General features: G+C 66.2%; 17 protein-coding genes. 5 read left to right on the top strand and 12 right to left on the bottom strand.

Features of this window, described 5'->3' with window-relative positions:
• The first annotated feature begins 48 nt into the window (after positions 1–48).
• On the top strand, positions 49–1,182 hold the full coding sequence (locus CXZ10_RS00550) for a DUF2778 domain-containing protein (protein ID WP_101287005.1): 1,134 nt from the start codon (positions 49–51) through the stop codon (positions 1,180–1,182).
• Between the two features lie 21 nt (positions 1,183–1,203).
• Here the strand turns inward: CXZ10_RS00550 and CXZ10_RS00545 are convergent, their stop codons facing one another.
• Both CXZ10_RS00545 and CXZ10_RS00540 read right to left on the bottom strand, forming a co-directional pair.
• Positions 1,204–2,076, bottom strand: a complete 873-nt coding sequence (locus CXZ10_RS00545; protein ID WP_101287004.1) for a lipid kinase — start codon at positions 2,074–2,076, stop codon at positions 1,204–1,206.
• 5 nt (positions 2,077–2,081) lie between these two features.
• Positions 2,082–2,708 carry an exopolysaccharide biosynthesis protein gene (locus CXZ10_RS00540; protein WP_101287003.1) on the bottom strand — a complete coding sequence of 209 codons (627 nt, stop codon included), beginning with the start codon at positions 2,706–2,708 and terminating at the stop codon, positions 2,082–2,084.
• Between the two features lie 366 nt (positions 2,709–3,074).
• On the opposite strand from CXZ10_RS00540, the gene CXZ10_RS00535 reads away from it, so the two are divergent.
• Both CXZ10_RS00535 and CXZ10_RS00530 read left to right on the top strand, forming a co-directional pair.
• Complete coding sequence (locus tag CXZ10_RS00535) at positions 3,075–4,478, top strand: amino acid permease (protein ID WP_101287002.1); 1,404 nt, start codon at positions 3,075–3,077, stop codon at positions 4,476–4,478.
• Positions 4,479–4,602: 124 nt separating this feature from the next.
• Positions 4,603–5,613: an LLM class flavin-dependent oxidoreductase gene (locus CXZ10_RS00530; RefSeq protein WP_101287001.1), complete on the top strand. Its 1,011-nt coding sequence runs from the start codon at positions 4,603–4,605 to the stop codon at positions 5,611–5,613.
• Between the two features lie 4 nt (positions 5,614–5,617).
• Here the strand turns inward: CXZ10_RS00530 and CXZ10_RS00525 are convergent, their stop codons facing one another.
• Positions 5,618–6,613, bottom strand: a complete 996-nt coding sequence (locus CXZ10_RS00525) for an aldo/keto reductase (protein WP_101287000.1) — start codon at positions 6,611–6,613, stop codon at positions 5,618–5,620.
• Between the two features lie 167 nt (positions 6,614–6,780).
• Here CXZ10_RS00525 and CXZ10_RS00520 point away from each other — a divergent pair, with 167 nt between their 5' ends.
• Positions 6,781–7,962, top strand: a complete 1,182-nt coding sequence (locus CXZ10_RS00520) for an iron-containing alcohol dehydrogenase (RefSeq protein WP_210199814.1) — start codon at positions 6,781–6,783, stop codon at positions 7,960–7,962.
• 81 nt (positions 7,963–8,043) lie between these two features.
• Here the strand turns inward: CXZ10_RS00520 and CXZ10_RS00515 are convergent, their stop codons facing one another.
• The 5 genes from CXZ10_RS00515 to eno form a co-directional block, all read right to left on the bottom strand.
• Positions 8,044–13,521 carry an alpha-2-macroglobulin family protein gene (locus tag CXZ10_RS00515; protein WP_101286998.1) on the bottom strand — a complete coding sequence of 1,826 codons (5,478 nt, stop codon included), beginning with the start codon at positions 13,519–13,521 and terminating at the stop codon, positions 8,044–8,046.
• 141 nt (positions 13,522–13,662) lie between these two features.
• Entirely contained in the window at positions 13,663–15,504 is a 1,842-nt protein-coding gene (gene recJ / locus CXZ10_RS00510; RefSeq protein ID WP_101286997.1) for a single-stranded-DNA-specific exonuclease RecJ, read from the bottom strand.
• A gap of 65 nt (positions 15,505–15,569) precedes the next feature.
• A complete protein-coding gene (locus CXZ10_RS00505; protein ID WP_101286996.1) occupies positions 15,570–16,148 on the bottom strand; it encodes a DJ-1/PfpI family protein in 579 nt (192 codons plus the stop codon).
• 94 nt (positions 16,149–16,242) lie between these two features.
• On the bottom strand, positions 16,243–17,796 hold the full coding sequence (locus tag CXZ10_RS00500; RefSeq protein WP_101286995.1) for a hypothetical protein: 1,554 nt from the start codon (positions 17,794–17,796) through the stop codon (positions 16,243–16,245).
• Positions 17,797–17,982: 186 nt separating this feature from the next.
• Positions 17,983–19,260: a phosphopyruvate hydratase gene (eno, locus tag CXZ10_RS00495; protein ID WP_101286994.1), complete on the bottom strand. Its 1,278-nt coding sequence runs from the start codon at positions 19,258–19,260 to the stop codon at positions 17,983–17,985.
• A gap of 480 nt (positions 19,261–19,740) precedes the next feature.
• On the opposite strand from eno, the gene CXZ10_RS00490 reads away from it, so the two are divergent.
• Complete coding sequence (locus CXZ10_RS00490) at positions 19,741–21,000, top strand: NAD(P)/FAD-dependent oxidoreductase (protein ID WP_101286993.1); 1,260 nt, start codon at positions 19,741–19,743, stop codon at positions 20,998–21,000.
• An 89-nt stretch (positions 21,001–21,089) separates the two neighbouring features.
• Here CXZ10_RS00490 and CXZ10_RS00485 read toward each other — a convergent pair whose 3' ends face one another.
• The 4 genes from CXZ10_RS00485 to CXZ10_RS00470 all read right to left on the bottom strand — a co-directional run bounded on the left by CXZ10_RS00485 (position 21,090) and on the right by CXZ10_RS00470 (position 25,464).
• A complete protein-coding gene (locus CXZ10_RS00485; RefSeq protein WP_101286992.1) occupies positions 21,090–22,472 on the bottom strand; it encodes a class II 3-deoxy-7-phosphoheptulonate synthase in 1,383 nt (460 codons plus the stop codon).
• Positions 22,473–22,963: 491 nt separating this feature from the next.
• Positions 22,964–23,398, bottom strand: coding sequence for a DUF1489 family protein (locus CXZ10_RS00480; protein WP_101286991.1), 435 nt, complete (start codon positions 23,396–23,398; stop codon positions 22,964–22,966).
• A gap of 95 nt (positions 23,399–23,493) precedes the next feature.
• Positions 23,494–24,408: a LysR family transcriptional regulator gene (locus tag CXZ10_RS00475; protein WP_101286990.1), complete on the bottom strand. Its 915-nt coding sequence runs from the start codon at positions 24,406–24,408 to the stop codon at positions 23,494–23,496.
• Positions 24,409–24,429: 21 nt separating this feature from the next.
• A complete protein-coding gene (locus CXZ10_RS00470) occupies positions 24,430–25,464 on the bottom strand; it encodes a YeiH family protein (protein ID WP_101286989.1) in 1,035 nt (344 codons plus the stop codon).
• Positions 25,465–25,610 lie beyond the last annotated feature (146 nt).

The raw sequence follows: 25,610 nt of genomic DNA, 5'->3' as shown, positions 1-25,610 counted from the left end.
GCCGACCCATCGGATCTTCGTCAGAGTAAGCGTTGAGTGAGTTTTGGCATGGCGACGTTGGCAGCCTATTCAAGCGGTTACGAGCCGGTCCCCTTCAGAGTGTCGTTCCGTTTTGCAGGCCTCCCGGCCGTCGCCGCCTTCGTCGGCGTCACCGCTGCGGTCGCCATGTGGATCGGGCTCAGCCTTACCGCCGTCGGCACCGTGAGCGAGAACCTGTCCGCCGCCCGGCAGTCGATCTACGAGTCCGGCCTCTCGGTACGTCCGTTGCCGGCAACTCTAGCGCCGGCGAAAAAGCCGACCAAGTTCGAGAAGCTGCCGGCCCTCGCCGAGCCCGCATCCCCCGTCCTGTCGTCAGACGCCATCCTGCTGTCGCGCCAGAACAAGGCGACCGCCGCCGTTGCCACGCGCCTCGCCGAAGCGGCTGCCGGCTTGAGGCAGCGGCAGTTCGAGATGAGGTTCCTGTCGAACGCCTCGCCCGCCGCGCGCACCGCGCTGGCCATCCGGCACGACAGCCTTGCCGCCCCCGATGCCGGTGTGCGCCCGCCCCTGGCGATCGCCGAAGCGCCCTTGCCCGTGCCGCGTCCGGCCGTTCCGGCAAGGCCGGTGGAAGCCGTCCCTGAAGCCCCGAAGGTGGCCGCCCTGGCGCCCCCCGCGGCGGCCGCGCCTTCGGTGCCCGAGAAGCGGGAAAAGCCGGTCGTCGCGCTGGTCGAGCCGAAGCCGAGGACGGAGGTAGCCGTTGCCGCGCCGCTTCGGCGGCCGGGTATCGCCGTCTACGACATCACCGCCGGCATCGTGTACATGCCCAACGGCGAGAAGCTCGAGGCCCACTCCGGCCTCGGCGCCTACATGGACGACGTGCGTTACGTCCACGTCAAGATGCGCGGTCCCACGCCGCCGGGCACCTACAAGCTCACCATGCGCGAGAGCCTGTTCCACGGCGTCGAGGCGATCCGCCTCACCCCGATCGACGGCAAGAAGCCTTTCGGGCGCGACGGTCTGCTTGCTCACACCTACATGCTGCGCAAGCCCGGCGAATCCAACGGCTGCGTCTCGTTCCGCGACTATGCGCGCTTCCTCGCCGCCTTCAAGCGGGGCGAGGTCAAGCAGATGGTGGTGGTGCCGCGGCTCGCCAACAAGGCGGAACCCAAGGTGGCCTCGCTGTTCTCGTGGTTCGGCGGGTAAGCGGCGGAAGCTTGCCGGACTTCAGGGAACGAAGACGCGAACAGCGCCCGGCCGCACACTGAACACCGCCGGGGTCTGGGTGACGATCTCACCGTCGGCGTTGACCGGCCTTGCCCGGCGGGTACGGATCTCGAAGCGGGTGCCGCTCATGGTCCGCACCTCATCCCGGAGTCCGTGTCGCCCTTTCCTGAAGGCCAATGCCATGAAGGGCAGCTTCCAGACATCCCTGAACTCGAGGGAGTAAAGGTCGAGGCGACCGTCATCGATCTCGGCCGTCTCCTCGACGATCATACCGCCGCCGTAATGCCGGCCGTTGCCGACGGCGATCTGCAAGGAGCGAACGGTGATTTCCTCGCCATCGTCGGAGCGGATGGTGGCGCCGAAGCGGCGTGCCTCGATCAAAACTTCCGTCGCCGTCAGCGCATAGGCAAGCCGGCCCCAGCGACGCTTGGTCTCCCGGCTCAGGCGATCGGCAAGGCTGGCGCTCATGCCGAGGCTGGCCACGTTGAAGAATGGTTTGCCATTGACCTCACCGACATCGATCGCCTTGGTCCGTCCGGCAGCGATGACCTTCGCGGCGGCGGTCATGTCGAGCGGCAGGCCGAGCGTGCGGGCGAGATCGTTGGCGGTGCCGCCGGGCAGGATGCCGAGGGGCAGACCGCTTTCGATCAGGGCCGGCGCCGCTGCGTTCAGGCTGCCATCGCCACCGGCGATCACCACGAAATCGGCCTTGTCGCCGTGTCGTGCGATGGCCGCCGCAAGTGGCTCGCCTTCGCGCCAGGCTGGACGCAGCACGTCGATGCCGGACCGATGCAGCTCGGCTGCGGCGGCGTCGACACCGGCGCCGGCCGATCGGCTGTGAGGGTTGGCGAGGATGAGAGCGCGTCGATCCATGTGTTTCAAGCAAAGAAGCTGCCGAGATAGGCAGCGATATGGGCGCCGGCGAAGAGCAGAAGGCCCGTCCAGGCAAAGGTCGCCATCGCCAGACCAAGGCCGACCATCAAGGCGAGACCGTCGCGGGCGACCAGCGACAGTCCGATCACCAGAAGGCTGATCACCGGCCCGACATTGCCAAAGGGAATGGGCAACGCCAGTACTACGGCAAGCAGCAGCACCGGAACGCCGACCAGCACGCGGCTTTTCGGCCCCGTCAACGACCGCCAGCGTCCTTCGCTGACCACCGCCTCGAGCCGCTTCACCCAGGGCAGCGCCCGCATGATGATCGCCTTCACGCCATCGGCAGCGAGGTGCCGGTTGGCAACGAAGCGCGGCAGGGTGAGACGCTGCAAGCCGAGCAGCATCTGAAAGGCAATCAGCACCAGACAACTGCCGGTGATCATCCCGAACGGCCCTGGAATGGGGATCATCGCCGGCAGAGCCAAGGCGATCAGCGCGAGGCCGAATCCGCTTTGTCCGAGATGATGCAGGAGATCGCCGAGAGACACCTTCTCGCGCTCAGAAACATCGGCGGCTATGCGATGAAGCACCGAAGAAGCGTAACCGCGGGCTTCGCTGCCGGCCGTCATGGATCGGATCTCCTTCCTGAAAGCGTGTTCGGCTCCGACCGTGACGGACACCGTCCACGCATATTGGGATGCCGATAGGTATATTCAATTATCGATGACGCGATGACGAACCGGGGCGGCGCAGGCATTCGACGTCGGTCTCCCCTCCGGTGCCGAACGTTGGAAAAGCCGTCGGGTTCCAAATGAGACTTTGGGAGCGCCCTTCGAGAAATCTTGCGAAATTGAACCGGGCAAAACGCTTCTAGTTATTTCCCCGATCTTTCTTGACCGGCCGGTAAAGATAATAGCGAGGGCTCCTGGGCTCAGACCCACTTTCCCCGGCATCAGGCCGGAGGACAAGCAAGAACCAAATTTCTGGGGGCTGGATTGAACCTCACGAGAAAGAAAAGCGTCGCCGACGTGATGGCGCAGTCGGGCGGCAAGGCCCTGCCACGTAACCTCGGCGCCTTCGACCTGTTCCTGATGGGCATCGGCGTCATCATCGGCACCGGCATCTTCGTGATGACCGGCGTCGCCGCTGCCACCTACGCAGGCCCTGGCATCATCCTGTCCTTCGCCTTCTCGGCGGTGGCCTGCGCCTTCATCTGCCTGGCCTATTCGGAACTGGCTGCGGCGCTTCCGGCCGCCGGCAGCTCCTATGCCTACAGCTATGCCGCCGCCGGCGAGTTCATGGCCTGGCTGGTCGGATGGAACCTGATCCTCGAATACACGGTGGGCGCCTCGGCCGTGGCCGCCGGCTGGTCGGCCTATTTCGTCGGCATCCTGAAGGCCGGCGGCATCGAACTGCCGCACGCACTGACCGCGGTGCCGCATGACGGCGGCATCGTCAATCTGCCGGCCGTGCTGATCATCGCCTTCCTGACGTTCCTGCTGGTGCTCGGCGTGAGGGAGAGCATGCGTCTGTCGCGCATCCTCGTCTTCATCAAGCTCGGCGCCATCTTCCTGTTCCTCTTGCTGGCGACGCCTCACGTCACCCCGCGGAACTGGGTGCCGTTCCTGCCCTTCGGCATGCAGGGCATCACGGCCGGCGCGGCGATCATCTTCCTCGCCTATATCGGCTTCGACTCACTGGCGACGGCGGCCGAGGAGACCAAGAACCCGCAGCGCAACATGCCGATCGGCATCATCGGCTCGCTGGTTGCCTGCACGGTGCTCTACATGGCCGTGTCGGCCGTGCTCACCGGCGTCGCGCCCTATACCGAGCTCAACAATGCCGAGCCGGTGACCTACGTGCTGCGCAAGATCGGCTACAACTTCGGCTCGGCCGTCGTCGGCGTCGGCGCCATCGCCGGCCTGACCACCGTCTGCCTGGTGCTGATCTACGCCCAGACGCGCGCCTTCTTCGCCATGGCCCGCGACGGACTGATCCCCGAGGGCATCTGCAAGGTGCACCCGAAGTTCGGCACACCGCATGTCGCAACGATCTTCGTCGGCACGGTGATCGCGCTGATCTCCGGCTTCACGCCGATCGGCATCGTCGCCGAAATGTGCAACATCGGCACGCTGTTCGCGTTCATCATCACCTCGGCCTGCGTGCTGATCCTGCGCAAGACCCATCCGGATCTCAAGCGGCCCTTCCGCTGCCCGGCCGCCTGGGTGATCGCGCCGCTCGCCATCATCTGCAGTCTGATCATCATGTTCAGCCTGCCCGGCGCGACCTGGGTGCGCTTCGTGGTGTGGAGCGTGCTCGGTGCCGTCGTCTACCTCGTCTACGGCGCTCGTCACAGCAAGCTCGGGGCGGCTGACGCCGTCGCCGCTCCGGCCGAGTAACAGGCCCATCAGACCAGCCGTCGCCGATCTTCGCTCGCGCGATTGTCATCGGCGGCGGCGTTTCCATCCCTTGATGCGACTGCGAAGCGGCGGCACATAAGAGGTTCCTCGTGAGGAGACCTCCATGCCGCCGCTTTCCATTCTCGAGCTCGTCCGCGTCACCGAAGACACCGACGCGAAAGGCGCGCTCGACAACGCCCGCGACCTCGCCCGCCACGCCGAGCGGCTTGGTTATCGGCGCATATGGGTCGCCGAGCATCACAACATGCGCGGCATCGCCAGCGCCGCCACGTCGGTCGTGATCGCCCATATCGCCGGGGGAACGTCGACCATTCGCGTCGGCGCCGGCGGCATCATGCTGCCGAACCACGCCCCTTACATCATCGCCGAGCAGTTCGGCACGCTCGCCCGCCTCTATGGCGACCGCATCGACCTCGGGCTCGGCCGGGCGCCGGGCACCGACCAGATGACGCTGCGCGCCATCCGCCGCCCGCCGGAAGCGGCGGAGCACTTCCCCGAAGACGTCATCGAGCTGCAGGCTTATTTCGAGCCGGCCGCCGAGGGGCAAAGGCTGGAAGCCGTGCCTGCCACCGGCACGCGCGTGCCGCTCTGGATTCTGGGGTCCAGCCATTTCGGCGCCATGCTGGCCGCCGAGCTCGGCCTGCCCTACGCCTTCGCCTCGCATTTCGCGCCCGACCTGTTGCTGCCGGCGCTCGACATCTACCGCAGCCGCTTCAAGCCGTCGGCGGCGCTCGAACGCCCTTATGCCATGGTCGGCGCTAATGTCATCGCCGCCGACACCGATCAGGAAGCTCGACGGCTGTTCACCACCCAGCAGATGTCCTTCGCCGGCATCCGGCGCGGCGCGCGCTCCCTGGCGAAGCCGCCGATCGACGACATCGACACATTCTGGACGCCCGAGGAGAAGGCCGTGGTCGACCGCATGCTGGCGCGCTCGATCGTCGGTTCGGTCGAAACGGTGCGACGGGGCCTTGCCGACCTCGCCGGCGAGACGGGCGCCGACGAGATCATGCTGGTGTCCGACGTCTACGACCACGCGACGCGGCTGAAATCCATCGCCCTGATCGCCGAGGCGGCCGGCATGACCTCGGATGCGGCCTTGGCGGTCCTCTGACGGCTTAGCTGAATCCCGCCACGGCGTGCGGCACGTAGGGACCTTCGAGCGCCGCGATTTCCTCGGTCGTCAGGCGTATGTCGAGGGCGGCCACGGCGTCGGCGATCTGGTCCGGCTTCGATGCGCCGACGATCGGCGCCGACACCTCGGCCTTGTGAAGCACCCAGGCGAGCGCCACCTGGGCGCGCGGCAACCCGCGCGACGCAGCGATCGCCGCCACCGCTTCGACGACCTGCCGGTCGGAATCCTCGGTGCCGTTGTAGAGCGTCTTGCCGAAGGCGTCGAGCTCCTGGCGGCGGGAGACGCTGTCCCAGTCGCGGGTCAGGCGGCCACGCGCCAGCGGGCTCCAGGGGATGACGCCGATGCCCTCGTCGCGGCAGAGCGGCAGCATCTCCCGCTCCTCCTCGCGATAGAGGAGGTTCAGGTGGTTCTGCATGGTGACGAAGCGCGTCCAGCCGTTCTTCTCGGCGACATGCAGCGCCTTGGCGAACTGCCAGGCAAACATCGAGGACGCGCCGATATAGCGGGCCTTGCCGGCCTTCACCACGTCGTGCAGCGCCTCCATGGTCTCCTCGATCGGCGTGCCATAGTCCCAGCGATGAATCTGATAGAGGTCGACATAGTCGGTGCCGAGCCGCTTGAGGCTGGCGTCGATGCCGGCAAAGATCGCCTTGCGCGACAGGCCCGAGGCGTTCGGCACCTTGCGCGCCTCGTTGAAGGCCAGCGGGAAATAGATCTTGGTCGCCAGCACGATCTCGTCGCGGCGGGCGAAATCCTTGAGTGCCCGACCGACGATCTCTTCCGACGTGCCGTCGGAGTAGCTGTTGGCGGTATCGAAGAAGTTGATGCCCGCCTCGATCGCCTGCTTGATCAACGGACGGCTCTCATCTTCGGGCAGCGTCCAGGGATGGGCGCCGCGCTCGGGCACGCCATAGGTCATGCAGCCGAGACAGATGCGTGAGACGTCGAGACCGGTGCGGCCGAGTTTGGTGTAGTCCATCAGAATCCCCTCGATCCCAGCGATTTTGCCGAGAGCCTAGCAGGTTCGACGAGGGACGGAACAGAGTTCGCGGGCAGGCCAGCCGTGCACCTGAAGCTCATCGGCGGCACAGACCGAAGTCATCGGCAAAGCCGATTTGTCGGCCGGCCCGAGCCGCGATAAAACCGATGCGAAGATCGTTCGAGGGCGCCATGCAGAGCTTCACCTATTGGAACACCACCCGCATTCATTTCGGCAAGGGGCAGATCGCCCGCATCTCCGAGGAGGTGCCGCCTGGCGCTCGCGTGCTCATCGCCTACGGCGGCGGTTCGGTGCTGAAGAACGGCGTGATGGATCAGGTGCGCGCCGCGCTCGCCGGCCGAACGGTATTCGAGTTCGGCGGCATCGAGGCCAATCCGCATTTCGAGACGCTGGTGAAGGTGGCGGACCTGGCTCGTACCGAGAAGGTCGACTTCCTGCTGGCGGTCGGCGGCGGTTCGGTCGCCGACGGCACCAAGTTCGTGGCTGCCGCCGCGCTTTTCGAGGGCGACCCCTGGGATATCCTCCTGGAGCGCGGCACCAACGTCCAAGCGGCCCTGCCGGTCGGCTGCGTCATGACGCTGCCGGCCACCGGCTCGGAGATGAACCGCAACGCCGTCATCACCCGCGCCAGCACGCAGGACAAGCTGCCGATGAACTCGGTGCATGTGATGCCGCGCTTCTCGGTGCTCGACCCGGAGACCACCTATTCGCTGCCGCCGCGCCAGACGGCAAACGGCGTCGTCGACAGCTTCATGCACGTGCTGGAGCAGTATCTCACCTATCCGGTCGGGGCCAAGGTGCAGGACCGCTTCGCCGAGGGACTGCTGCTGACCATCCTGGAAGATGGCCCGGTGGCGCTGCGCGAACCGACCAACTACGCCGTCCGCGCCAACCTGATGTGGGCCTCGACCATGGCGCTCAACGATCTTCTGTCGCGCGGCGTGCCGGGCGACTGGGCGACGCATCGCATCGGCCACGAGCTGACCGGCCTCTATGGGCTTGACCATGCCGCGACGCTGGCGGTGGTGCTGCCGTCGCTCCTGAAAGTGAAGCGGGCGCAGAAGCGGGAGAAGCTGCTGCAATATGCCGAACGCGTCTTCGGCATCACTGCCGGCAGCGAGGACGAGCGCATAGACGCCGCCATCGAGCGGACGCGCGCCTTCTTCGAGGCGATGGGCGTCAAGACGCGGCTCGCCGACTACGGGCTCGACGCCCGCATCATCCCGGAAGTGGCCAACAAGTTGCGCCAGCACTGGCAGGTGCCGCTCGGCGAACACCGCGACGTCACGCCCGAGGTGGCCTCGAACATCCTGGAACTGGCACTCTGACGGGCGCTTTCCTGACGAAAAGCGCAACGAAACAGTGTCGGGCAGAACGGGCGGCCGCCGCGCCGCCCGTCCCTCCCCCGATCACTGCAGTGGACCGATCACCTCGACATGACCGGCGCCGGTGCGGGCCTGCCGTTCCGGCCGATACATGTCCTCGAGTGTCGCGGCCGGCAGGTTGAAGCTGCCGGGAGCGATGGCGCGGGCCATGTAGGCGAACTGGAACTCCGTGGTGTCCTTCAGGTCGAAGGCCACCGTGAAGCGGTCGGTCTGGTATTCGGTGTGGGCGGCGTTGTCGAGCGGCGCCAGCCAGTCGAGCGCCGCCACGTCGCCGGCCCGGACCAGCGACGGGTTGTCGATGGCAAAGCCGGCTGGCAGCGGATCGTTCAGCACGAGGCGCGCCCAACCCGACTGCGTCGAGGTGACGGCGAGCACCACCACCATGCGATCGCCAAGCTTCACCGCCGACGGGTCGATCTCGTTGCCGTCGAGATCATAATAGCTGCGGGTCAGCGCATAGCCGTTACCGCCGGCCGGTTCCGGCGTCTCCGGAGTGCCCATCACCGTCACCCTGGCATCGATCGTGGTCTTGCCGACATTCTTCACCGCGAGCCCTTTCTCGACGTCGTCGATCAAGTACTTCGCCGTGAAGACGCCATCATGCCGATCGCCACCCACGTCGAGTTCCGGCTTCATGCCGTCCTTCAGCATGGCGTGGGCGGCCAGCAGCATCCAGGCCTGCTCCTGCGTCGAGGTATAGGTGCTGGCCTTGTAGAGCTTGCCGACCTCGCGGCTGAGACCCTGATAGTCGAAGGTGGAGAGCTTCGATTCCGAGGCGAGCGCCAGCACGGCGGCGCCGTCGCGGAGGTCGGAGCCATAGTCGGCCCGCCACAGGCGCGCGCCGTCCCGGCCCTCTTCAAGCAGGTCGAGGGACGAGCGGAACGCGCCCGACGCCTTCTGGCTGTCGCCATAGAGGGCAAGCGCCGCGCCGAGCTGGGCCCGCGCCAGCGGCGTGCCGAAGGAGTCCAGCTTGGTTTCGGCGAAGAAGCGCAAGTCGCCGATCGATGCGCGACCATTGCGAGCCAGCACGTAGAGAGCGTAGGCGACATCCTCACCGCCGTCGGTGAAGTCGGAGGCGTAGGCGACGCGGTTCTTGAGGTTGCTCACCGCCATGTCATAGGCGAGCGGCGGCACCGTGTAGCCCTTTTCCTTGGCGCGGGTCAGGAAATCGGTGACATAGGCGTTGAGCCACAGATCCTCCGATCCGGGACCCCAGAGGCCGAAGGAGCCGTCCGAGCCCTGGTTGACCAGGAGCGCGTCGATCGCCTTCTGCACCCGCTCGCGCACCGGCGCCTCGCCGGCCAGACCGGCCGCCAGGATGACGTCGTCGAGATAGACCAGCGGCAACGCGCGGCTGGTGATCTGCTCCGAGCAGCCATAGGGGTACTTGTCGAGCGCATGGACGAGGCCCGGCAGGTCGATGCCGGCCACGGTGCCGACGGTCACCGTCGCAACTCCGGTGACAGGCTTGAGGCCCGAGAACAGGTCGGCGGTGAGCTTCAGCTCGCCGCTTCCCGGTTTCAGCGAGATGTCGCTGACCCGTGTGACCGTCGGCTCGTTGTCGCGCACGCCCAGCGTCAGCGTCTTGGTGAACACCGTGCCATCGGGCGCCGTCAATGCGGCGGTGATCGTTTCATCGCCGACGGCCTTGCCGGTGATGGGGATCAGCACGCGCGCCTTGCCCTTCTCGGGCAGGGAGACCTTGGCCTTGGCGAGCGTCTCGTCGACGGCGACAAGATCGCCGGCCGCCGTCACGTCGAGCGAGAAATCGCCCGTCGGACCTTCCACATGGGTGAAGTCGAGCGCGAGGCGCGACCGGTCGCCCGGAGCGAGGAAGTTCGGCAGCGATGCCTGGATCACCACCGGGTCCCGCACCAGCACATCGCGCGACGCGTGGCCGATCCCGGTCTTCGACCAGGCGACCGCCATGACCTTCACCGTGCCGTTGAAGTCCGGCATCTTGAAGGATGCGCGGGCAAAGCCATCGGCGCCAACCTTGGTCACGCCCTGGAAGAAGGCGACCAGCCGCTCGGTGGGCGGCGGTCCCATCAGCTTGGAAATGCCGCCGCCGTCGCCGCCGGTGCGCACCTCGCCGAGCGCGCCCAGCGTGGTGTCGATCAACTGGCCGTAGAGATCGCGGAACTCGATGCCCAGGCGACGCTGGGCGAAATACCAGTCCCCCGGGGCCGGCGGCTTGAACTCGGTGAGGTTGAGAATGCCGACATCGACGGCGGCAATGGTGACATAAGCCTCCTCGCCGGCCTTCACGCCGTCGACCTTGACAGCGACGGCGAGATCGGTCTGGGGCCGCATGTCCATCGGCGCGTCGATGGCGACGCCGAGCAGCCGCTCGCCGGGGTCGACGCCGGCCCAGGCGAGACCCAGAGCGCGTGAGGGCATCCGCTTCTCGGCGAGATCGAGCGGCCGAAGCAGCGATGCCGTCACATAGGCGCCCGGCCCCCAGTCGGCGGTGACGGGCAGTTCGATGGTCGAACCGCCGGCCGGCACCTCCACCGTCTTCATGGCGATCAGCCGGTCGTCGACCACCGACACCACCGCGACGCCGGCAAAGCGCGGCTCGATATGCGCCTTCAGCGTGTCGCCGATGGCATAGCGCGGCTTGTCCAGGGTGATCTTCAGAAGGTCGGGCGTTTCCTCGGATGTCGTAGGTACATACCAGCCGGCCTCGAAGCTGGTCGAGACGGGAATGAGCGCGCCGTCGGCGCTGGTAATGGTGAGCTGGTACTCACCCCACTCGACACGCGCCTCGATGCGGGCCGGCTGACCAGGATCGACGTCGAGCTTGCCGTCGGCGATGCGGGTCGTCGTCTTGATGGCATGGTAATCCCAGGAGCCATCGCTCTGGTACCACTGATAGTCCGTGTAGACGCGCGACAGCGTCCAGCTAAGGTCCTTGGCTCCGATCTTGGCGTAATCGGCGTCGAGCACCGCGACGTCGAAGGCGGCGTTGCCGCCCTCCTCCACCGAGCCGTCGAACAGCGGCCGGACGCCAATCCGTTCGTGGCCGGTGGAGACCGGCAGCGTCATGCGACGCTCGACCGGCCGACCGTTGGTGTCGAGCACGCGGACATGCACGGCGGCCTGCAGCGGACGGGTGGTGTCGGCGACCTCGGGGGTGGTCAGTGTCACGGCCGCGTCGCCGTTGTCGTCGGTTCCGTCCGACTGGACCTCCTGGACGGCCGAAGTGAACTCGTCGTCGGCAAGGCCGAAGCGGTAGCCCGGCGCCGAGGGAATGTCGGCGGCCGGCGTCACGTAGACCTCGCCTTCGATGGCAAGGCCGACGGCCGGGGCGCCGTAGAGCCAGTCGGCGTGCAGCGTCGCGTCGACGCTCTCGCCGACATGCAGCAGCGTGGCGTCGGTCTTCACCGCGAAATCGATGCGTTCCGGCTGGAAGTCCTCGACCTTGAAAGTTACTTCTTGCAACGCGTCGGCCTTCGGATCGGTATAGGCGGCGGCGCGCCAGACGCCGCGCTGCGCGGCACCGGGCAGATCGAAGGAAAGATCGCGGCCGCCGGCACCTTCGTCAGCGGCGAGGCGGCGGATGAACTCGTTGCCATCGGGGCGGCTCACCACCAGCGTCAGCGGCAGGTCGGGCAGCGCAGCGGCGGCCGGGTCGCGGGCGAGCACCGTGAGGTTGACGGTCTCGCCGGGACGATAGACGCCGCGCTCGGTGGTCATGAACACATCGACCGGCTTCGGCGGGTCGCGTCCCTCGACGCCGCGGTCGGTCAGGTCGAAGGCGGCTTTCTGAAGGTTGAGGAAAGCGAAGTCGCCGTCCTTGGTCGCCAGCAGAAGCTGGGGCGCAGCGCCGCCGGTGCCCTTGACGAGGCCGGCGTCGAAGCGGGCATAGCCCTGGTCGTCGGTGGTCGCCGATCCCAGAATGTCATTGTCGTTGGCGATCAGCTTCAGCTCGACGCCGGCGACGGCCTTGGCGTCGCTCAGCGCCCGGATCACCACATGCAGACCGTCGTTGCCGGTCATGGTGGCGAGGCCGAGATCGGACACGACGAACCATTGCGTGGCGTCGGCCGACCATTGCTCCTTCTTGTTGACGTCGCGGACCACCAGAGCATAGACGCCGGGCTCCAGCGTCTTGACCAGTTCGCTCACCGGAACGGCGGTGGTGACCTCGCGATTGGTGTCGCGCTTGACGGCGATCTGGCCGGACCAGACCTCCCGGCCATCGCGCTCGGCGACGGCGTCGGCGCTCCACTTGTCGAGCTGGCTCAGGAAGCGGTCCTGGCCGATGGCGTTGACGAGGTTGCGGTCGCCGATCTTCAGGACTCGGGCGTCGAGCGTGTCGACGTTGACCGACACCACGGGAATGGTGGCGTTCGGCGTCTTGGGCAGCACGTAGGCCTTGCCGACGAAGCGCACCGACGGGTCGCGATCGCGCACGTAGATGTCGAGTTCGACGGTCTTGTTGAGCGACTCCTCGCCGTCCTTGGCCGGCAGCCCCTTGCGGATGGTGACGTGATAGCGATTGCCATACTCGACGCCAGCGGCGCAGATCTGGTTGTCCTCGGCCTCGATCTCCAGTTGTTCGCCGCCGTCCACCGCAAAATAGCCGGTGATCGACGGGTCGTTACGGGCGATGGGATCGGAGAAGGCGACGCAGATGCGCGGCGTGGAGGACTGGGTGTCCACCGAGTTGTCGGCGACGCGGAAGCCATGCTGGGCGATCCAGTCGTCGAAGGCGGCGCGCCAGTCGGGATCGTCCTGCAGGGCGAGGCGGCGGCGTAGCGTCTTGATGCCCAAGGCCCAGTTCTCGCGCGTCACGAAGGAGTTGGCGAGCGAGTTGAGGGCGGCGACCTGCTGATCGGCATCGGCAGCCCTGAGATAGGCATTGATGGCGGCGGCCGTCGATTCCTGGAGGAAGGTGCTGCGCTGTTCGTTGTCGTCGGGGACCAGGATGGCCTCGTCGGAATAGCGCCACCAGAGGTCGTTGCGATCGGGATCGAGGCGGATGGCCTTGCGCAGGTTCTGAGCTGCCTTGAGGTGGTCGTCGGCGTCGATCGCCTTGTCGCTTGCGGCCAGCAGCTTGTCGAGATTACCCTCCGCCGGCTCGTCGGCTATGGCACCTTCGAGCTGGCGGGCATCATCGATGTAGCTCTGCCCGATGAAGCCGAGTTCCTCGCGGCGGGTATCGGCAAGGGCGGGATCGGTCGCTTCGGAGGTGACGATCCGGCCGGCAACGGCGCCGGCGAAAACCCGGAGATCGCCAACCGTGCCCTTCTTGAAGCACCACTGGGCCTTGGTGTTGTAGGTGAAGGCGACGCAGCGGTCGTCAGCTACGCAGGCCGCTTCGCAGTCACCGAGCTCGACGCCCTTCAGCGTCTCGATGTCCTCGCCGAAATAGTCGCCCCCCTCGGTGATCACCGCCCGCCGCTCGGCCGCCTCGCCCGGCACGGCGAGGGCCAGCCCCGCCGACGAAAGACACACGAGCGCGAGAAGCCGCGCGAAACGCCGAACGGACACCATGGATATCCCCCTCGGAAACCGGCAGACGGCCGGACAATGGCATGAATCAAAGGCAACTGTATGAAAACACCTACCAGCAATAGCTGGAGGCGAGCCGGTCGGCAACTCGGCCAAAGGCGGTGTCTGCCGCCTGGAAGATGATCAGGGACGGGCCTTGGCGGGGTCGGCGGCGTCGACCACGCGGATGCTGACGCGCGGCGCGCCCTGCCACCAATCGAGATCGACATGGCCGGCGATGTGCACAGGACCGCCCCGGTTGGCCGTCAGGAAATCGCCGAGCGGTTGCCCCACCGCGCGGAAGGCCATGGCCTTGACGCGGGTGCCGGACGACGAGGCCAGCGTCAGGCGAAGATGGTTGCGGCCGGCAGTGTCGAGATAGAGCAAGCGATGGGATGGAAAGACGAACAGCGGTTCCGGTTGGGCGGAACCGAAGGGGCCGACCCGGCCGATCGCCTCGACGAGGTCGGGCGTCGCACCGTCGGCGGTCAGCGCCGCGTCGATGTCCAGCGCTTCGGCGGCGCGGGCCATCGCCACGCCATCGGCGACGGCGGCCGAGACGAAGGCGCGGAAGGCGTCGACCCCATCGGCGGGCAGCGAGATGCCAGCCGCCATGGCGTGCCCGCCGCCCTTGGCGATCAGGCCGCGCTCCAGCGCGAGGCGCACCACGGCGCCGAGATCGATGCCGGCGATCGAGCGGCCTGAGCCGACGGCCCCGCCCTCCCCGTCCAGCGCGATGGCGAAGGTCGGGCAGCGGTAGCGTTCCTTGAGCCTGGCGGCAACGAGGCCAACGATGCCGGGGTGCCAGTCGGCCGACGCCTCGACGATCACCGGCGGCGCGGTGCCGCCGAGCCGGGTGGCGACCATGATCTCCGCCGCGTCCAGCGCCTCGGCCTCCAGCGTCTGCCGTTCGCGATTGAGCCGGTCGAGCTCCACCGCAATGCGGCCGGCCGCCACATGATCGTCGGAGGTGAGCAGGCGCGCGCCAAGGCCGCTGTCGCCGATGCGGCCGCCGGCGTTGATGCGCGGCCCCAGCATGAAGGCGAGGTTGTAGGGTGTCGGCGGCCCGTTGAGCTTGACCACGTCGGCGAGTGCCGCGAGGCCGCGATTGCCGCGCGTCCTCAGCACGGACAGTCCCTTGACCACGAAGGCACGGTTGAGGCCGATGAGCGGCACCACGTCGCAGACGGTGCCGAGGGCCACAAGGTCGAGCAAGGCGAGCAGATCGGGCGGCACCGTGCCCTGCCGGTCGAACCAGCCGCGGCGCCGAAGCTCGCGATTGACGGCAACCAGCGTGACGAAGGTGACGCCGACGGCGGCGAGATGACCGTGGCCGGAGAGATCGTCCTGCCGGTTCGGATTGACCAGCGCCAGCGCCGGCGGCAGCTCGACGCCGGCCTGATGGTGGTCGAGGGTGACGACGTCGAGGCTGAGCCGCCGCGCCTCCTCGAAGGCCTCGAAGCTCGACGTGCCGCAGTCGAGCGTCACGAGCAGCGTTGCGCCACCGGCCGCGAGCTCGCCGATGGCGCGTGGATTGGGACCGTAGCCGTCGACGAGACGATCGGGAATATAGACGGCAGGGTCGAGCCCCTGGCTGCGCAGGTAGCGGACGAAGACCGCGACCGAGGTGGCGCCATCGACGTCATAATCGCCGAAGACGGCCACCTTCTCGCCCCGCTCGACGGCGTCGGCGATGCGGCCGGCCGCCGCTTCCATGTCGGTGAACAGCGACGGATCGGGCAGCAGCGTGCGGATCTGCGGGTTGAGGTAGGCCTCCGCCGCGTCTGCCGCCACGTCGCGGGCGGCCAGCAGCCGTGCCACCACGTCGGGCAGGCCGACCTCCTGGGCGATCTGGCGGGCCAGCGCACCGCCCCGCGTGTCCAATCGGTCGCGCCATGGACGATCCATGGCGGACCGGGTCACGCCAAGAACGGCACGGCGCCCGGCCGGCAGGGTCGGTTGAACGGATTCGGCGGAAGCGGTCATCGCTTCTCAATAGAGCAAGCGACGCGCCCGCGCAAAGCCGTAGCCGCGCGTGGCGAGCAGACCTGTCAGGCGGCCCGGTGTTCGGCCGAGATCATGGCCGTGAGTTCGCCGACGACGGGGTGATCCGGCCAGATCAAGCCGAGCAGACCGGTGGCGAAGCTGGCCGGCGCCGAACCCGGCGCGGTCACCAGCCCGCCATCGATCACGGCGCGCGGCGTCTCGACATAGTGCGATCCGTCGTAATCCGGCACGTGGTCGCGCAGATAGTCGGCAGCGTTGCTGGTATGGCGGCGCTCTTTGAGAATACCGGCCCTGGCGGCGGCCAGCGTGCCGCCGCAGATCGCACCGACCGGCCGCTCGGCCAGGAGCGCCGCGCGGAGGATGGGGCCGACGTCCGGCGCGTCGGGAGCTTCCCAACCGGACGATCCGATCACCGCCAAGGCGTCGAAGTCCTCCAGTGTCAAATCCTCCAGCGCCGCCTCCGGCGTGACGCTCAGCCCACCCATCGACCGCACGACGCGCCCGCCGGGCGTGTAGTGGACGATACTGGAACCAAGCCAGGCCCGCGCCGCAGCGGCGAACAGACCAAGCTCCCAATCGGCGAACTCGTCGATCAGCACGATGGCAATGCGCTTGTCGGTCATGGTCGGCGCTCCTCAGGTGACAGGAAGGAAAACTATCGCCCGGTCAGCAACAAAAACATGTCACCAGCGTCGTTCGGCTTTCCGTCGGCGCAGCTCACGGATCCCCCAGCCGAGACGAGAGACGAGATCTTTGGCCTTCCGGAAGGGCCGCCGACACCTCGTCGAAACTATCGAAATGTCCGTCATGCGCACGCAACCGAACCAGTTCCCCGGCCTGATCCTCCGGCAGGTCCAGGACCGCAGCCATCTCGACATCGCTGGCGGTGTTGAGGTCGACCGACAGCGGCACCGTTCTCTCGGTCTGCCATGGCGACGACTGGATCAGAAAGCCGGGATTGGTCACCCAAAGTTCCGGACCGACCTCGGCGTCAAGCGGCACGGCCGTATCGGTCGCAACCTCTACCAACTGTTGGAATGGGTTCTCGCGCCGGAAACCGACGATGTCGCCACGCTGCCCCAACCCGGCATGGCGCACGAAGGCGTCGGCCAGCGAGCGCGAGGTGACGGCTCCCCACGTCGTCGCAATGAAGAGCTTTCGCAGGCGGACCGCTTCTCCGGGGAACTTCGCCGCATAAGCGTTGAGAAAGCGGATGAGCGGCGCCCTGCCCTCGGCTTCGCCCATGCCGACGAAGGCTTCCATGATCTTCAGGTTGATATTGTCGTAGGGCTCGACCGCCTGTTTCGGATCGCCCGCAAAGTCGCCGAGAAATCGCTCGTAGAAAGTTCGCTCCGCATAGCTGTCACGAAGCTCGTCGTCATTGACCATCCTATAGAAAAGAGTGGCGACAACGCCTTCACTCGCCAGCATTTGCTGGGGGTTTAGGAGCTCCGACGTGGAGAAGACGGAAGAGGTCTCCGAGGCGACAAATCGGTCATACAGGTCGCCGCCACCGCGCGACAGCTTCGCATGGATGAAGATGTTGCGTTTGACCCCGTCGGTCCGCAGGTTCGCGTCGGCGTCGCTCAGCCAGAGCTGATTGAGGTCATTGGCGCCTACACCCTGCATCCACCGACGCATCGCGGGGTTTGTCGTCGTGTTGCGCACAATGGGCTGAAAATGCTCGGCATAACCTTCGTCGAATGCAGTGATCCGATCGGTAATGGACATTGATTGGTGGAACTTGGAGGTCCTCCGTCCATCCATTGCGCCGACGAGGTCGCTCAAGACGAGATGGCCGGTCTCATGGACGAAAATCTCCTCGAACAGCCCCGACGCAATACCGCCTTCCTCCGGGACCAGATCGACATACCCAGAAGCCGAGAAGCGTGGCGGTTCGTTGCCTCTGACTATCCAGCAGCCATACCGGGGAAACCCGCCTTCTTGTTGGGTGAGGGCAAGGTGAAACGGCTCGTCGATCGGCGCTTTGCCCGCTCGTTGCCGCGCCCAACGCTCGAAGCGCAGCGCCTTCTGGGCCGGCTCTTGATCGAGTATGTCCCTGACGGCGTCAAAAAGGGGGCTCTGGTCGGCCACGCGATAGACTGGATAACTCAGGCCATCGGGGCCCGACTTGGTCGTGGCAGAACCGGCTTCGTCAACAACCGGAACGATGAGCTCAACCGGGATGGCGTCCTCAGCGGCGGAATGGCCCGGCAGAAAGGTGATGGCGATCCCGACGGACGCCACCAAAGAGCGCAACATCTTTGACATGGTCTGGCAAACCTGGGGCGTGCCAGTAGGTTGAGTTCGGCAGCGCCGCCCGTCCTTTACCACCGCGCCGCCGCAATCAAAAGCTTCAATCCCGTCAATGACGCCACCTCCGAGCGCGAAAAAGAAAAGGCCCGGCGCGGGCCGGGCCTTTCCTCAGATCGTGGCTGCCTTCAGGCGAAGGTCGGCTCAGGCGCCCTTGACGACGCTGCGGCCGGCGTACTTGGCCTGGCTGCCCAGCTCTTCCTCGATGCGGATGAGCTGGTTGTATTTGGCGATTCTGTCCGAACGGGCCAGCGAACCGGTCTTGATCTGACCGCAGTTGGTGGCAACCGCCAGATCGGCGATCGTGTAGTCTTCCGTCTCGCCCGAACGATGGCTCATGACGGCGGTGTAACCGGCCTTGTGAGCGGTCTCGACGGCGTCGAGCGTTTCGGACAGCGAGCCGATCTGGTTGACCTTGACCAGGATCGAGTTGGCCGTGCCGGCCTTGATGCCCTGGACGAGGCGCTTGGTGTTGGTGACGAACAGGTCGTCGCCAACGAGCTGGCACTTGCCGCCGATCTTGTCGGTCAGCTTCTTCCAGCCGGCCCAGTCGTCTTCCGACATGCCGTCTTCGATGGTGATGATCGGATAGTCGGCCACCAGCTTGGCGAGATACTCGACCTGCTCGTCGACCGAACGGACCTTGCCTTCGCCTTCGTAGTGGTACTTGCCGTCCTTGAAGAACTCGGTCGAGGCGCAGTCGAGGCCGAGGTAGACGTCCTGACCGGGCTTGAAGCCGGCCTTCTCGATCGAGGCGACGATGAAGTCGAGCGCTTCGACGGCCGAGCCGAGGTTCGGAGCGAAGCCGCCCTCGTCACCAACGTTGGTGTTGTGGCCGGCCTTCTTGAGGCCCGACTTCAGGGTGTGGAACACCTCGGTGCCGATGCGCACGGCGTCGGCGATGGAGTCGGCACCGACCGGCAGGATCATGAACTCCTGGAAGTCGATCGGGTTGTCGGCATGAACGCCGCCGTTGACGATGTTCATCATCGGCACCGGCAGGATGTGGGCGTTCGGGCCGCCGACGTAGCGGTAGAGCGGCAGACCGGCGGCCTCAGCAGCGGCCTTGGCAACGGCGAGCGACACGCCGAGGATGGCGTTGGCGCCGAGGCGGGCCTTGTTCGGGGTGCCGTCCAGCTCGATCATGGCCTTGTCGATGGCCAGGAGATCCTCGGCATCCATGCCGGCGATCGCCTTGTAGATCTCGTCGTTGACCGAGGCGACGGCCTTGGTCACGCCCTTGCCGAGGTAACGGGAGCCGCCATCGCGCAGCTCGACCGCCTCATGGGCACCGGTGGAGGCGCCCGACGGAACGGCGGCGCGGCCGAAGGAGCCGTCTTCCAGAACGACGTCGACTTCGACGGTGGGGTTGCCGCGGCTGTCGAAAATCTGGCGACCGACGATATCGATGATGGCTGTCATTGTGCGATGCACTCCCAGTTGGATTGGGGTCGAATTCCTTAGAGAACCCGAGCGTTCTATAGACCGTCAGTGTGACGCTGCAAAGATGCGAACTGGCACGGATGTCAAGATTGTAATTGGTTTAGGTGAACCGTTTATCGGCGGCTCGAATCGACTTTTCCGGCCGCTAGCAGAAGACCCTTTTCGGATCGGGATTGGAAGGGGCCACGGCCGGAAATCCGGGCGGTCCGGCCCGATTTGGCGCCTTCGCGTGAACGGCACCTCGGAAGGTCGCCGCGAGCCCTCCGCAGATGCGACTTTGGTCGCAGCAAATCTGAAAAGCTACGTGTCTTGTCGCCCACACGACTGCTTTTCTCGCGTTTTCAGCCGAACTTACAACGGGTTGAAGGCGTTGTTTCTTGACCGCGGACCGCCGGCGGTCATGCTTGGCGCTGCTCGGTCGTCGCTGGACTGCCGACGCCAACGGAATCGGAGAGCTTCATGGCCAATCATCGCGTCGTCGTCGTGGGCAGCGGGTTCGCCGGCCTGCAGCTCGTGCTCGATCTCAAGGGTGCGCCTGCTGACATCACGCTGATCGACCGGCGCAACCATCATCTGTTCCAGCCCCTGCTCTATCAGGTGGCGACCACGCTGCTCGCCACCTCGGAAATCGCCTGGCCGGTCCGGCGGCTGTTCCGAGACCGGCCGGAAGTGAAGACGGTGCTCGGCGACGTCGTCGGCGTCGACCGGGAGACGAAGACGGTGCGGCTCAGGGATGGCGGCGTCATCCCCTATGACACGCTGGTGCTGGCCACCGGCGCCCGCCATGCCTACTTCGGCCACGACGAGTGGGAAGCCTTCGCGCCGGGCCTCAAGACGCTGGAGGATGCCACCACCATTCGCCGGCGGGTGCTGCTGGCCTTCGAGCGGGCCGAGCTCGAAACCGATCCGGAGACGCGGCAGGCCCAGCTCACCTTCGCCATCATCGGCGGCGGCCCGACCGGCGTGGAGCTGGCCGGCATCATCGCCGAGCTGGCCCACCGCACCCTGGTCGACGAGTTCAGGTCGATCGACACCCGCAGCGCCCGCATCCTGCTGATCGAAGCGGGACCGCGCATCCTACCGGTTTTCACGCCGGATATGTCAGACTATGGCGCCAAGGCTCTCACCGAGCTCGGCGTCACCGTGCGAACGGGCGTGCCCGTGACCGATATCTCCGCGGACGGCGTTCGCATCGGCGAGGAGTTCGTTCCGGCCAGAACCGTTCTCTGGGCGGCCGGCGTGCAGGCCTCGCGCGCCGCCGAATGGTTGGGCGCGCCCGCCGACCGCGCCGGCCGGGCCATCGTCGAGCCCGACCTCACGGTAGCAGGCGCGCCGGATGTCTTCGTGATCGGCGATACGGCGTCGGTGACGACGGCCGATGGAAAACCGGTCCCCGGGGTCGCGCCGGCCGCCAAGCAGCAAGGCGCGCATGTCGCCAGGATCATCCGCAACCGCCTGACCGGCAAGCCGGCGCCTGGACCCTTCGTCTATCGCCACCAGGGCAACCTCGCCACCATCGGCCGCAGCCGCGCCGTGGTCGACTTCGGCCGGATCAAGCTCAAGGGGGCCTTGGCGTGGTGGGTGTGGGGCATCGCCCACATCTACTTCCTGATCGGCACGCGCAGCCGCTTCGCCGTGGCCTGGAGCTGGCTGTGGATCTTCATGTCCGGCCAGCACTCGGCGCGTCTCATCACCCAGAAGGAAACGCTGAAGGACTGACCCGCAGCCTTCGTCGGGACAGCCACCGGGAAAAGACAAAGGCGCCCCTTTCGGAGCGCCTTTGCTTTGTTCAGCGTCTTGCGACGTGCTCACTCGCCGGCGATCGCCCATTCCATGGGCTCGCGGCCCTCGCGCGTCTTCTTGATGCGCTCGGCGATCAGGAAGGCCAGTTCCAGCGCCTGATCGGCGTTGAGGCGCGGGTCGCAGTGGCTATGGTAGCGATCCGACAGCTGCTCGCCGGAGATGGCGACGGCGCCGCCGGTGCATTCGGTGACGTCGCGGCCGGTCATTTCCACGTGGATGCCGCCGGGATGGGTGCCCTCTGCGGCATGCACGTCGAAGAAGGCGCCGACTTCCTTCAGGATGCGGTCGAATGGCCGCGTCTTGTAGGAATTGAGCGTGATGGTGTTGCCGTGCATCGGGTCGCAGGACCAGACCACTGACCGCCCTTCGCGCTGCACCGCTCGGATGAGACCCGGCAGGTAGTCGCCCACCTTGTCGGCGCCATAGCGGGTGATCAGCGTCAGGCGCCCCGGCTCGTTGTCCGGGTTGAGCGTGTCGATCAGGCGGATCAACTCGTCGGGCGCCAGCGACGGGCCGCACTTCAGGCCGATCGGGTTCTTGATGCCGCGGCAGTACTCCATGTGGGCATGACCCGGCTGACGGGTGCGGTCGCCGATCCAGATCATGTGGCCGGACGTGCCGTACCAGTCGCCCGTGGTCGAATCGATGCGGGTCAACGCCTGCTCGTAGCCAAGCAGCAGCGCCTCATGGCTGGTGTAGAAGTCGGTCGTCCGCATCTCCGAGACGGTCTCGGGATGAATGCCGCAGGCCCGCATGAAGGCGAGGCTCTCGGTGATGCGATCGGCATATTCCTGATAGCGCGACGACTGGGTGCCTTTGACGAAGCCGAGCGTCCACTTGTGGACGTTGTCGAGGTTGGCGTAGCCGCCCTGAGCGAAGGCGCGCAGGAGGTTCAGCGTCGCCGCCGACTGGCGGTAGGCCATCTCCTGGCGCTGCGGATCGGGAATGCGCGATTCCGGCGTGAAGTCCATGCCATTGATGATGTCGCCCCGGTAGGACGGCAGCTCGACGCCATCGATGGTCTCGGTCGGCTTGGAGCGCGGCTTGGCGAACTGGCCGGCGATGCGGCCGACCTTCACCACCGGCTGGGCGGCGCCATAGGTCAGCACCACCGCCATCTGCAGGAAGACGCGGAAGAAATCGCGGATATTGTCGGCGCCATGCTCGGCGAAGCTCTCGGCGCAATCGCCACCCTGCAACAGGAAGGCTTCGCCGGCCGCCACCTTGGCCAAGGACTTCTTGAGCTTGCGGGCTTCGCCGGCAAAAACCAGCGGCGGATAGCTTGCGAGACGCGCCTCGACGGCGGCGAGCGCCGCCATGTCGGGATAGTCGGGCACCTGCTCGATGGGCAGGGCACGCCAGGAGTCGGGCTTCCAGGTGGTGGGCATGACGCGGCTCTTCTTCTCGATGCGTCGCCCCGCGGAAACCGCGGAGCAGTCCGAATTTGGCACCTTTTACATGAGGCGCCGGTGAGGCACCACCACCAATGCGCGACGCGCAACGGGATGGTGCGGAAGGCGGCGGTTCCGTTTCACCCGTCCGGCACCAGGCCGGAGGCAGGCAGCGACGGAGCCGCAAATACAAAAACCCCGCCTTTCGGCGGGGCTCGTTCTCGCGTTGGGCCTGTCAGTCAGACAGCTGCGGAACCGGCCTCGCCGAAGCGGCACGCCACGCATAAAAGCCCATAAAGCCGTAGAAAGCCGGAACCGCGGCCCGCGAAAGCGGGGCGATCAAGGATGTCCGAATGTGCTGAGCGCGCAACATGGATATCGTCCGACGGAGCGCTTCCGCAGAAACTGCCGAAGCAAGGTTGGCGGACAAGAAACATCGCCCGCCGATTACGTCAAGTAAAATCACGCGGAGCTCTACCAAGGGAGCGTCAAATCAAAGCCAGTTCCCTCAAGGCCCGCCGCATGCCCTCGGGAATATCGCCAAGGATCTCGGACTGGCGGATATCGGCCGGGGCCTCCTTGTCGGGCAGATACCGCCAGCCCTGAAAGGCGCGGCAGGGCTTGTACTCGGTGCGGTGCAGCTCGGGATCGAGCACGATGCCGCAGCGGTCGATGCCGTCGCCGCCTCGCATCGGCCTGAGATCCAGAATGCGCTGGCGCACCTGCACGATGCCCTTGATCACCCAGTAGAGCGACCCGCCATCGAGAACCTCTTCGACGCGTTTCGGAAACATGCGGGTGACGTGGATGCGCTCATAGCTTTCGCCGCGGGCGGCATGGATCAGCACTTCCTCGCGATACCACTGGTCGAGTTCCTCGACCGTCTCGACGCCGACGCAAAGCTTGATGATGTGAAGCGGCATTCCTGATTTCCAAAGGCGGGGATCCGTTCCGCCTATCATGGTGCGCCATCGCAGGCGATACAAGTCATCGAGGGCGAACCGGTGGCCTTCCAGCGTCAATCTTGGACGTCTGCCGAGGTCACGCCGAAAGGTCCCGGTCGGACGAGATCGACAAAGGCGGTGGCGGCTCGGCCGAAATAGCGCTCGCGATGGCGGAGAGCATGGAAAGCGCGACCTGGCAGTGGCGTTTCCACCTGAACCAGCGTGCCGGCGGCAAGCGCCGCACCCGCCGCCATGCGCGACAGCACGGTAATCCCGGCGCCGGCCTCGACGGCGGTGCGTATGGCCTCGTTCGACGGCAGTTCGAGCGCCAGGTCCACATCTTCCGGCAACAGGTCGTAATGCGCGAGCACCTGCTCGAGCGCGACGCGCGTGCCCGATCCTTTCTCACGCAGAACCCAACGAGCCGCCCTGAGCCGCTCTACCATACTGCCGTCCGTGGCGAGCCATGGGTCGGAGGGAGCGGTGACCAGCATGAGCTCGTCGTCGAACAGGCGATCGACGGCAAGGTTCGGCTCGTCGACCGGCCCCTCGACAAAGCCGATGAGCGCGGCACCGTCACGCAGGCGGCTGGCGACGAACTCCGTGTTGCCGAGTTCAAGCGTGACGCGAATGCCGGGATGAGTGGTGGCGAATGCCTGGATGACGCGCGGGATCCAATAGGTGCCGATGGTCTGGCTGGCGGCGATCGCCAGTTCGCCGCGACGAAAGCCGGCCAGATCGGACAGCACCGCTTCGCCGTCGGCGGCGCGCATGAGAATCGCCCTCGCCTCCTCCAGAAAGGTGCGGCCGGCGTCGGTCAATGCGATGCGGCGGCCGATGCGGTCGAATAGCTTGATGGCATAGCGGCCTTCAAGCGCCGTGATTGCGGCACTGACGGCCGACTGCGTCAGATGCAGATCGTGCGCCGCCTGGGTCACGTGCTCACGCTCGGCGACGGCAACGAAGATGCGGAGCTGTTCGAGTGTCATGGCAAGCTGAAGCTCAAGAGGTCAGGTCAGCCTTACCAAGATCAGGCTCAGACTGGCAATGAAAAGGCTGGCCAATGCCCCGGTCAGCGCCGGCTTCATGCCTTTTGCCTTGAGTTTGGCAATGCTTGTCTCGAGCCCCATGGCGGCGAGCGCCATGGTCAGCAGGAAGGTGCTGACCACGCTGGTATCCGCCTTGATGGCCGGCGGTATGGCGACGACGCTGTTGACGGCAACGAGCGCGATGAAGCCGAGCGCGAACCACGGCAGCGGCACCTTTGCCCGCTCCGAAGTTGCGTCTCCCAGCGACGGCAGGAAAGCGGCCATGGCGAACACCATCGGCGCCAAGGTCATGACGCGCGTCAGCTTGGCGACGGTGCCGAAGTCGCCCGCCTCGCGCCCCACTGCAAAGGTTGCTGCCACCACCTGAGCGATCTCATGGATCGAGGCACCGGCCCAGAGGCCATAATCGCGCGGCGCCAGGTCGAGAGCGCCCTGCAGCAGCGGATAGGCGAACATGGCGATGGAGCCGAATACGGTGACGCAGGCGACCGCGTAGGCGACGTCTTCATCGTGGGCGTCGACCACCGAGTTGGCCGCGGCCACCGCCGAAGCGCCGCAGATCGACGTTCCCGCGGCGATCAGGCGGGTGAGACGCGGGTCGGCCCCGATGAGCCTGCCAACGGCCAAGGTGAACAGAAAAGTCGTGCCGACGGCGGCAAGGATGATGGCAACGCCTCGCACGCCCGTCTCGGCAACCTGTCCGAAGGTCAGTTGCACGCCGAGCAAGATGATGGCGAGGCGCAGCAGTCGGCGCATCGAGAAGCCGATGCCGACGGTGAGCGCGGCATGCGTACCGATCGTGTTGCGGATCAGGATGCCCAAGGCGATGGCAATGATCATCGGACTGAAGTCGTGGACGCCCGGCAGCATCCTCAATCCATAGGCGACACCCGCGATAGCGACACAGGCACCGACGCCCGGCAGCGCGCGGGCGATGGCGTCATGCGAGTTGAAGTTGAGAACCGATTTCGACGTTTCGACGGACTGTTGGAACATTTTGCTCTGGCTAAGGCATTCATTGCGATGGATTTCCTATCGCTCAAGCCTTCCGCGCAAACCAACGCATTGTCTTGCACAAACCGTTCGATTCGATCGAACGATTTCGAAAAACGGTCGCTCCGCTCCGATACACTTTCACACAG

Origin of the sequence: Pleomorphomonas diazotrophica, assembly GCF_002844595.1 — a bacterium.
Classification (GTDB): domain Bacteria; phylum Pseudomonadota; class Alphaproteobacteria; order Rhizobiales; family Pleomorphomonadaceae; genus Pleomorphomonas; species Pleomorphomonas diazotrophica.
This window is presented reverse-complemented; position numbering and strand designations above follow the sequence as displayed.

Bases quoted from the DNA above. Each gene is read 5' to 3' on its own strand.
- CXZ10_RS00520 (WP_210199814.1), top strand. From the start codon at position 6,781: ATGCGAAGATCGTTCGAGGGCGCCATGCAGAGCTTCACCTATTGGAAC.
- CXZ10_RS00515 (WP_101286998.1), bottom strand. From the start codon at position 13,521: ATGGTGTCCGTTCGGCGTTTCGCGCGGCTTCTCGCGCTCGTGTGTCTT.
- CXZ10_RS00500 (WP_101286995.1), bottom strand. From the start codon at position 17,796: ATGTCAAAGATGTTGCGCTCTTTGGTGGCGTCCGTCGGGATCGCCATC.
- CXZ10_RS00540 (WP_101287003.1), bottom strand. From the start codon at position 2,708: ATGACGGCCGGCAGCGAAGCCCGCGGTTACGCTTCTTCGGTGCTTCAT.
- CXZ10_RS00550 (WP_101287005.1), top strand. From the start codon at position 49: ATGGCGACGTTGGCAGCCTATTCAAGCGGTTACGAGCCGGTCCCCTTC.
- CXZ10_RS00490 (WP_101286993.1), top strand. From the start codon at position 19,741: ATGGCCAATCATCGCGTCGTCGTCGTGGGCAGCGGGTTCGCCGGCCTG.
- eno (WP_101286994.1), bottom strand. From the start codon at position 19,260: ATGACAGCCATCATCGATATCGTCGGTCGCCAGATTTTCGACAGCCGC.
- CXZ10_RS00470 (WP_101286989.1), bottom strand. From the start codon at position 25,464: ATGTTCCAACAGTCCGTCGAAACGTCGAAATCGGTTCTCAACTTCAAC.
- CXZ10_RS00475 (WP_101286990.1), bottom strand. From the start codon at position 24,408: ATGACACTCGAACAGCTCCGCATCTTCGTTGCCGTCGCCGAGCGTGAG.
- CXZ10_RS00530 (WP_101287001.1), top strand. From the start codon at position 4,603: ATGCCGCCGCTTTCCATTCTCGAGCTCGTCCGCGTCACCGAAGACACC.
- CXZ10_RS00480 (WP_101286991.1), bottom strand. From the start codon at position 23,398: ATGCCGCTTCACATCATCAAGCTTTGCGTCGGCGTCGAGACGGTCGAG.
- CXZ10_RS00545 (WP_101287004.1), bottom strand. From the start codon at position 2,076: ATGGATCGACGCGCTCTCATCCTCGCCAACCCTCACAGCCGATCGGCC.
- CXZ10_RS00525 (WP_101287000.1), bottom strand. From the start codon at position 6,613: ATGGACTACACCAAACTCGGCCGCACCGGTCTCGACGTCTCACGCATC.
- CXZ10_RS00485 (WP_101286992.1), bottom strand. From the start codon at position 22,472: ATGCCCACCACCTGGAAGCCCGACTCCTGGCGTGCCCTGCCCATCGAG.
- CXZ10_RS00505 (WP_101286996.1), bottom strand. From the start codon at position 16,148: ATGACCGACAAGCGCATTGCCATCGTGCTGATCGACGAGTTCGCCGAT.
- recJ (WP_101286997.1), bottom strand. From the start codon at position 15,504: ATGACCGCTTCCGCCGAATCCGTTCAACCGACCCTGCCGGCCGGGCGC.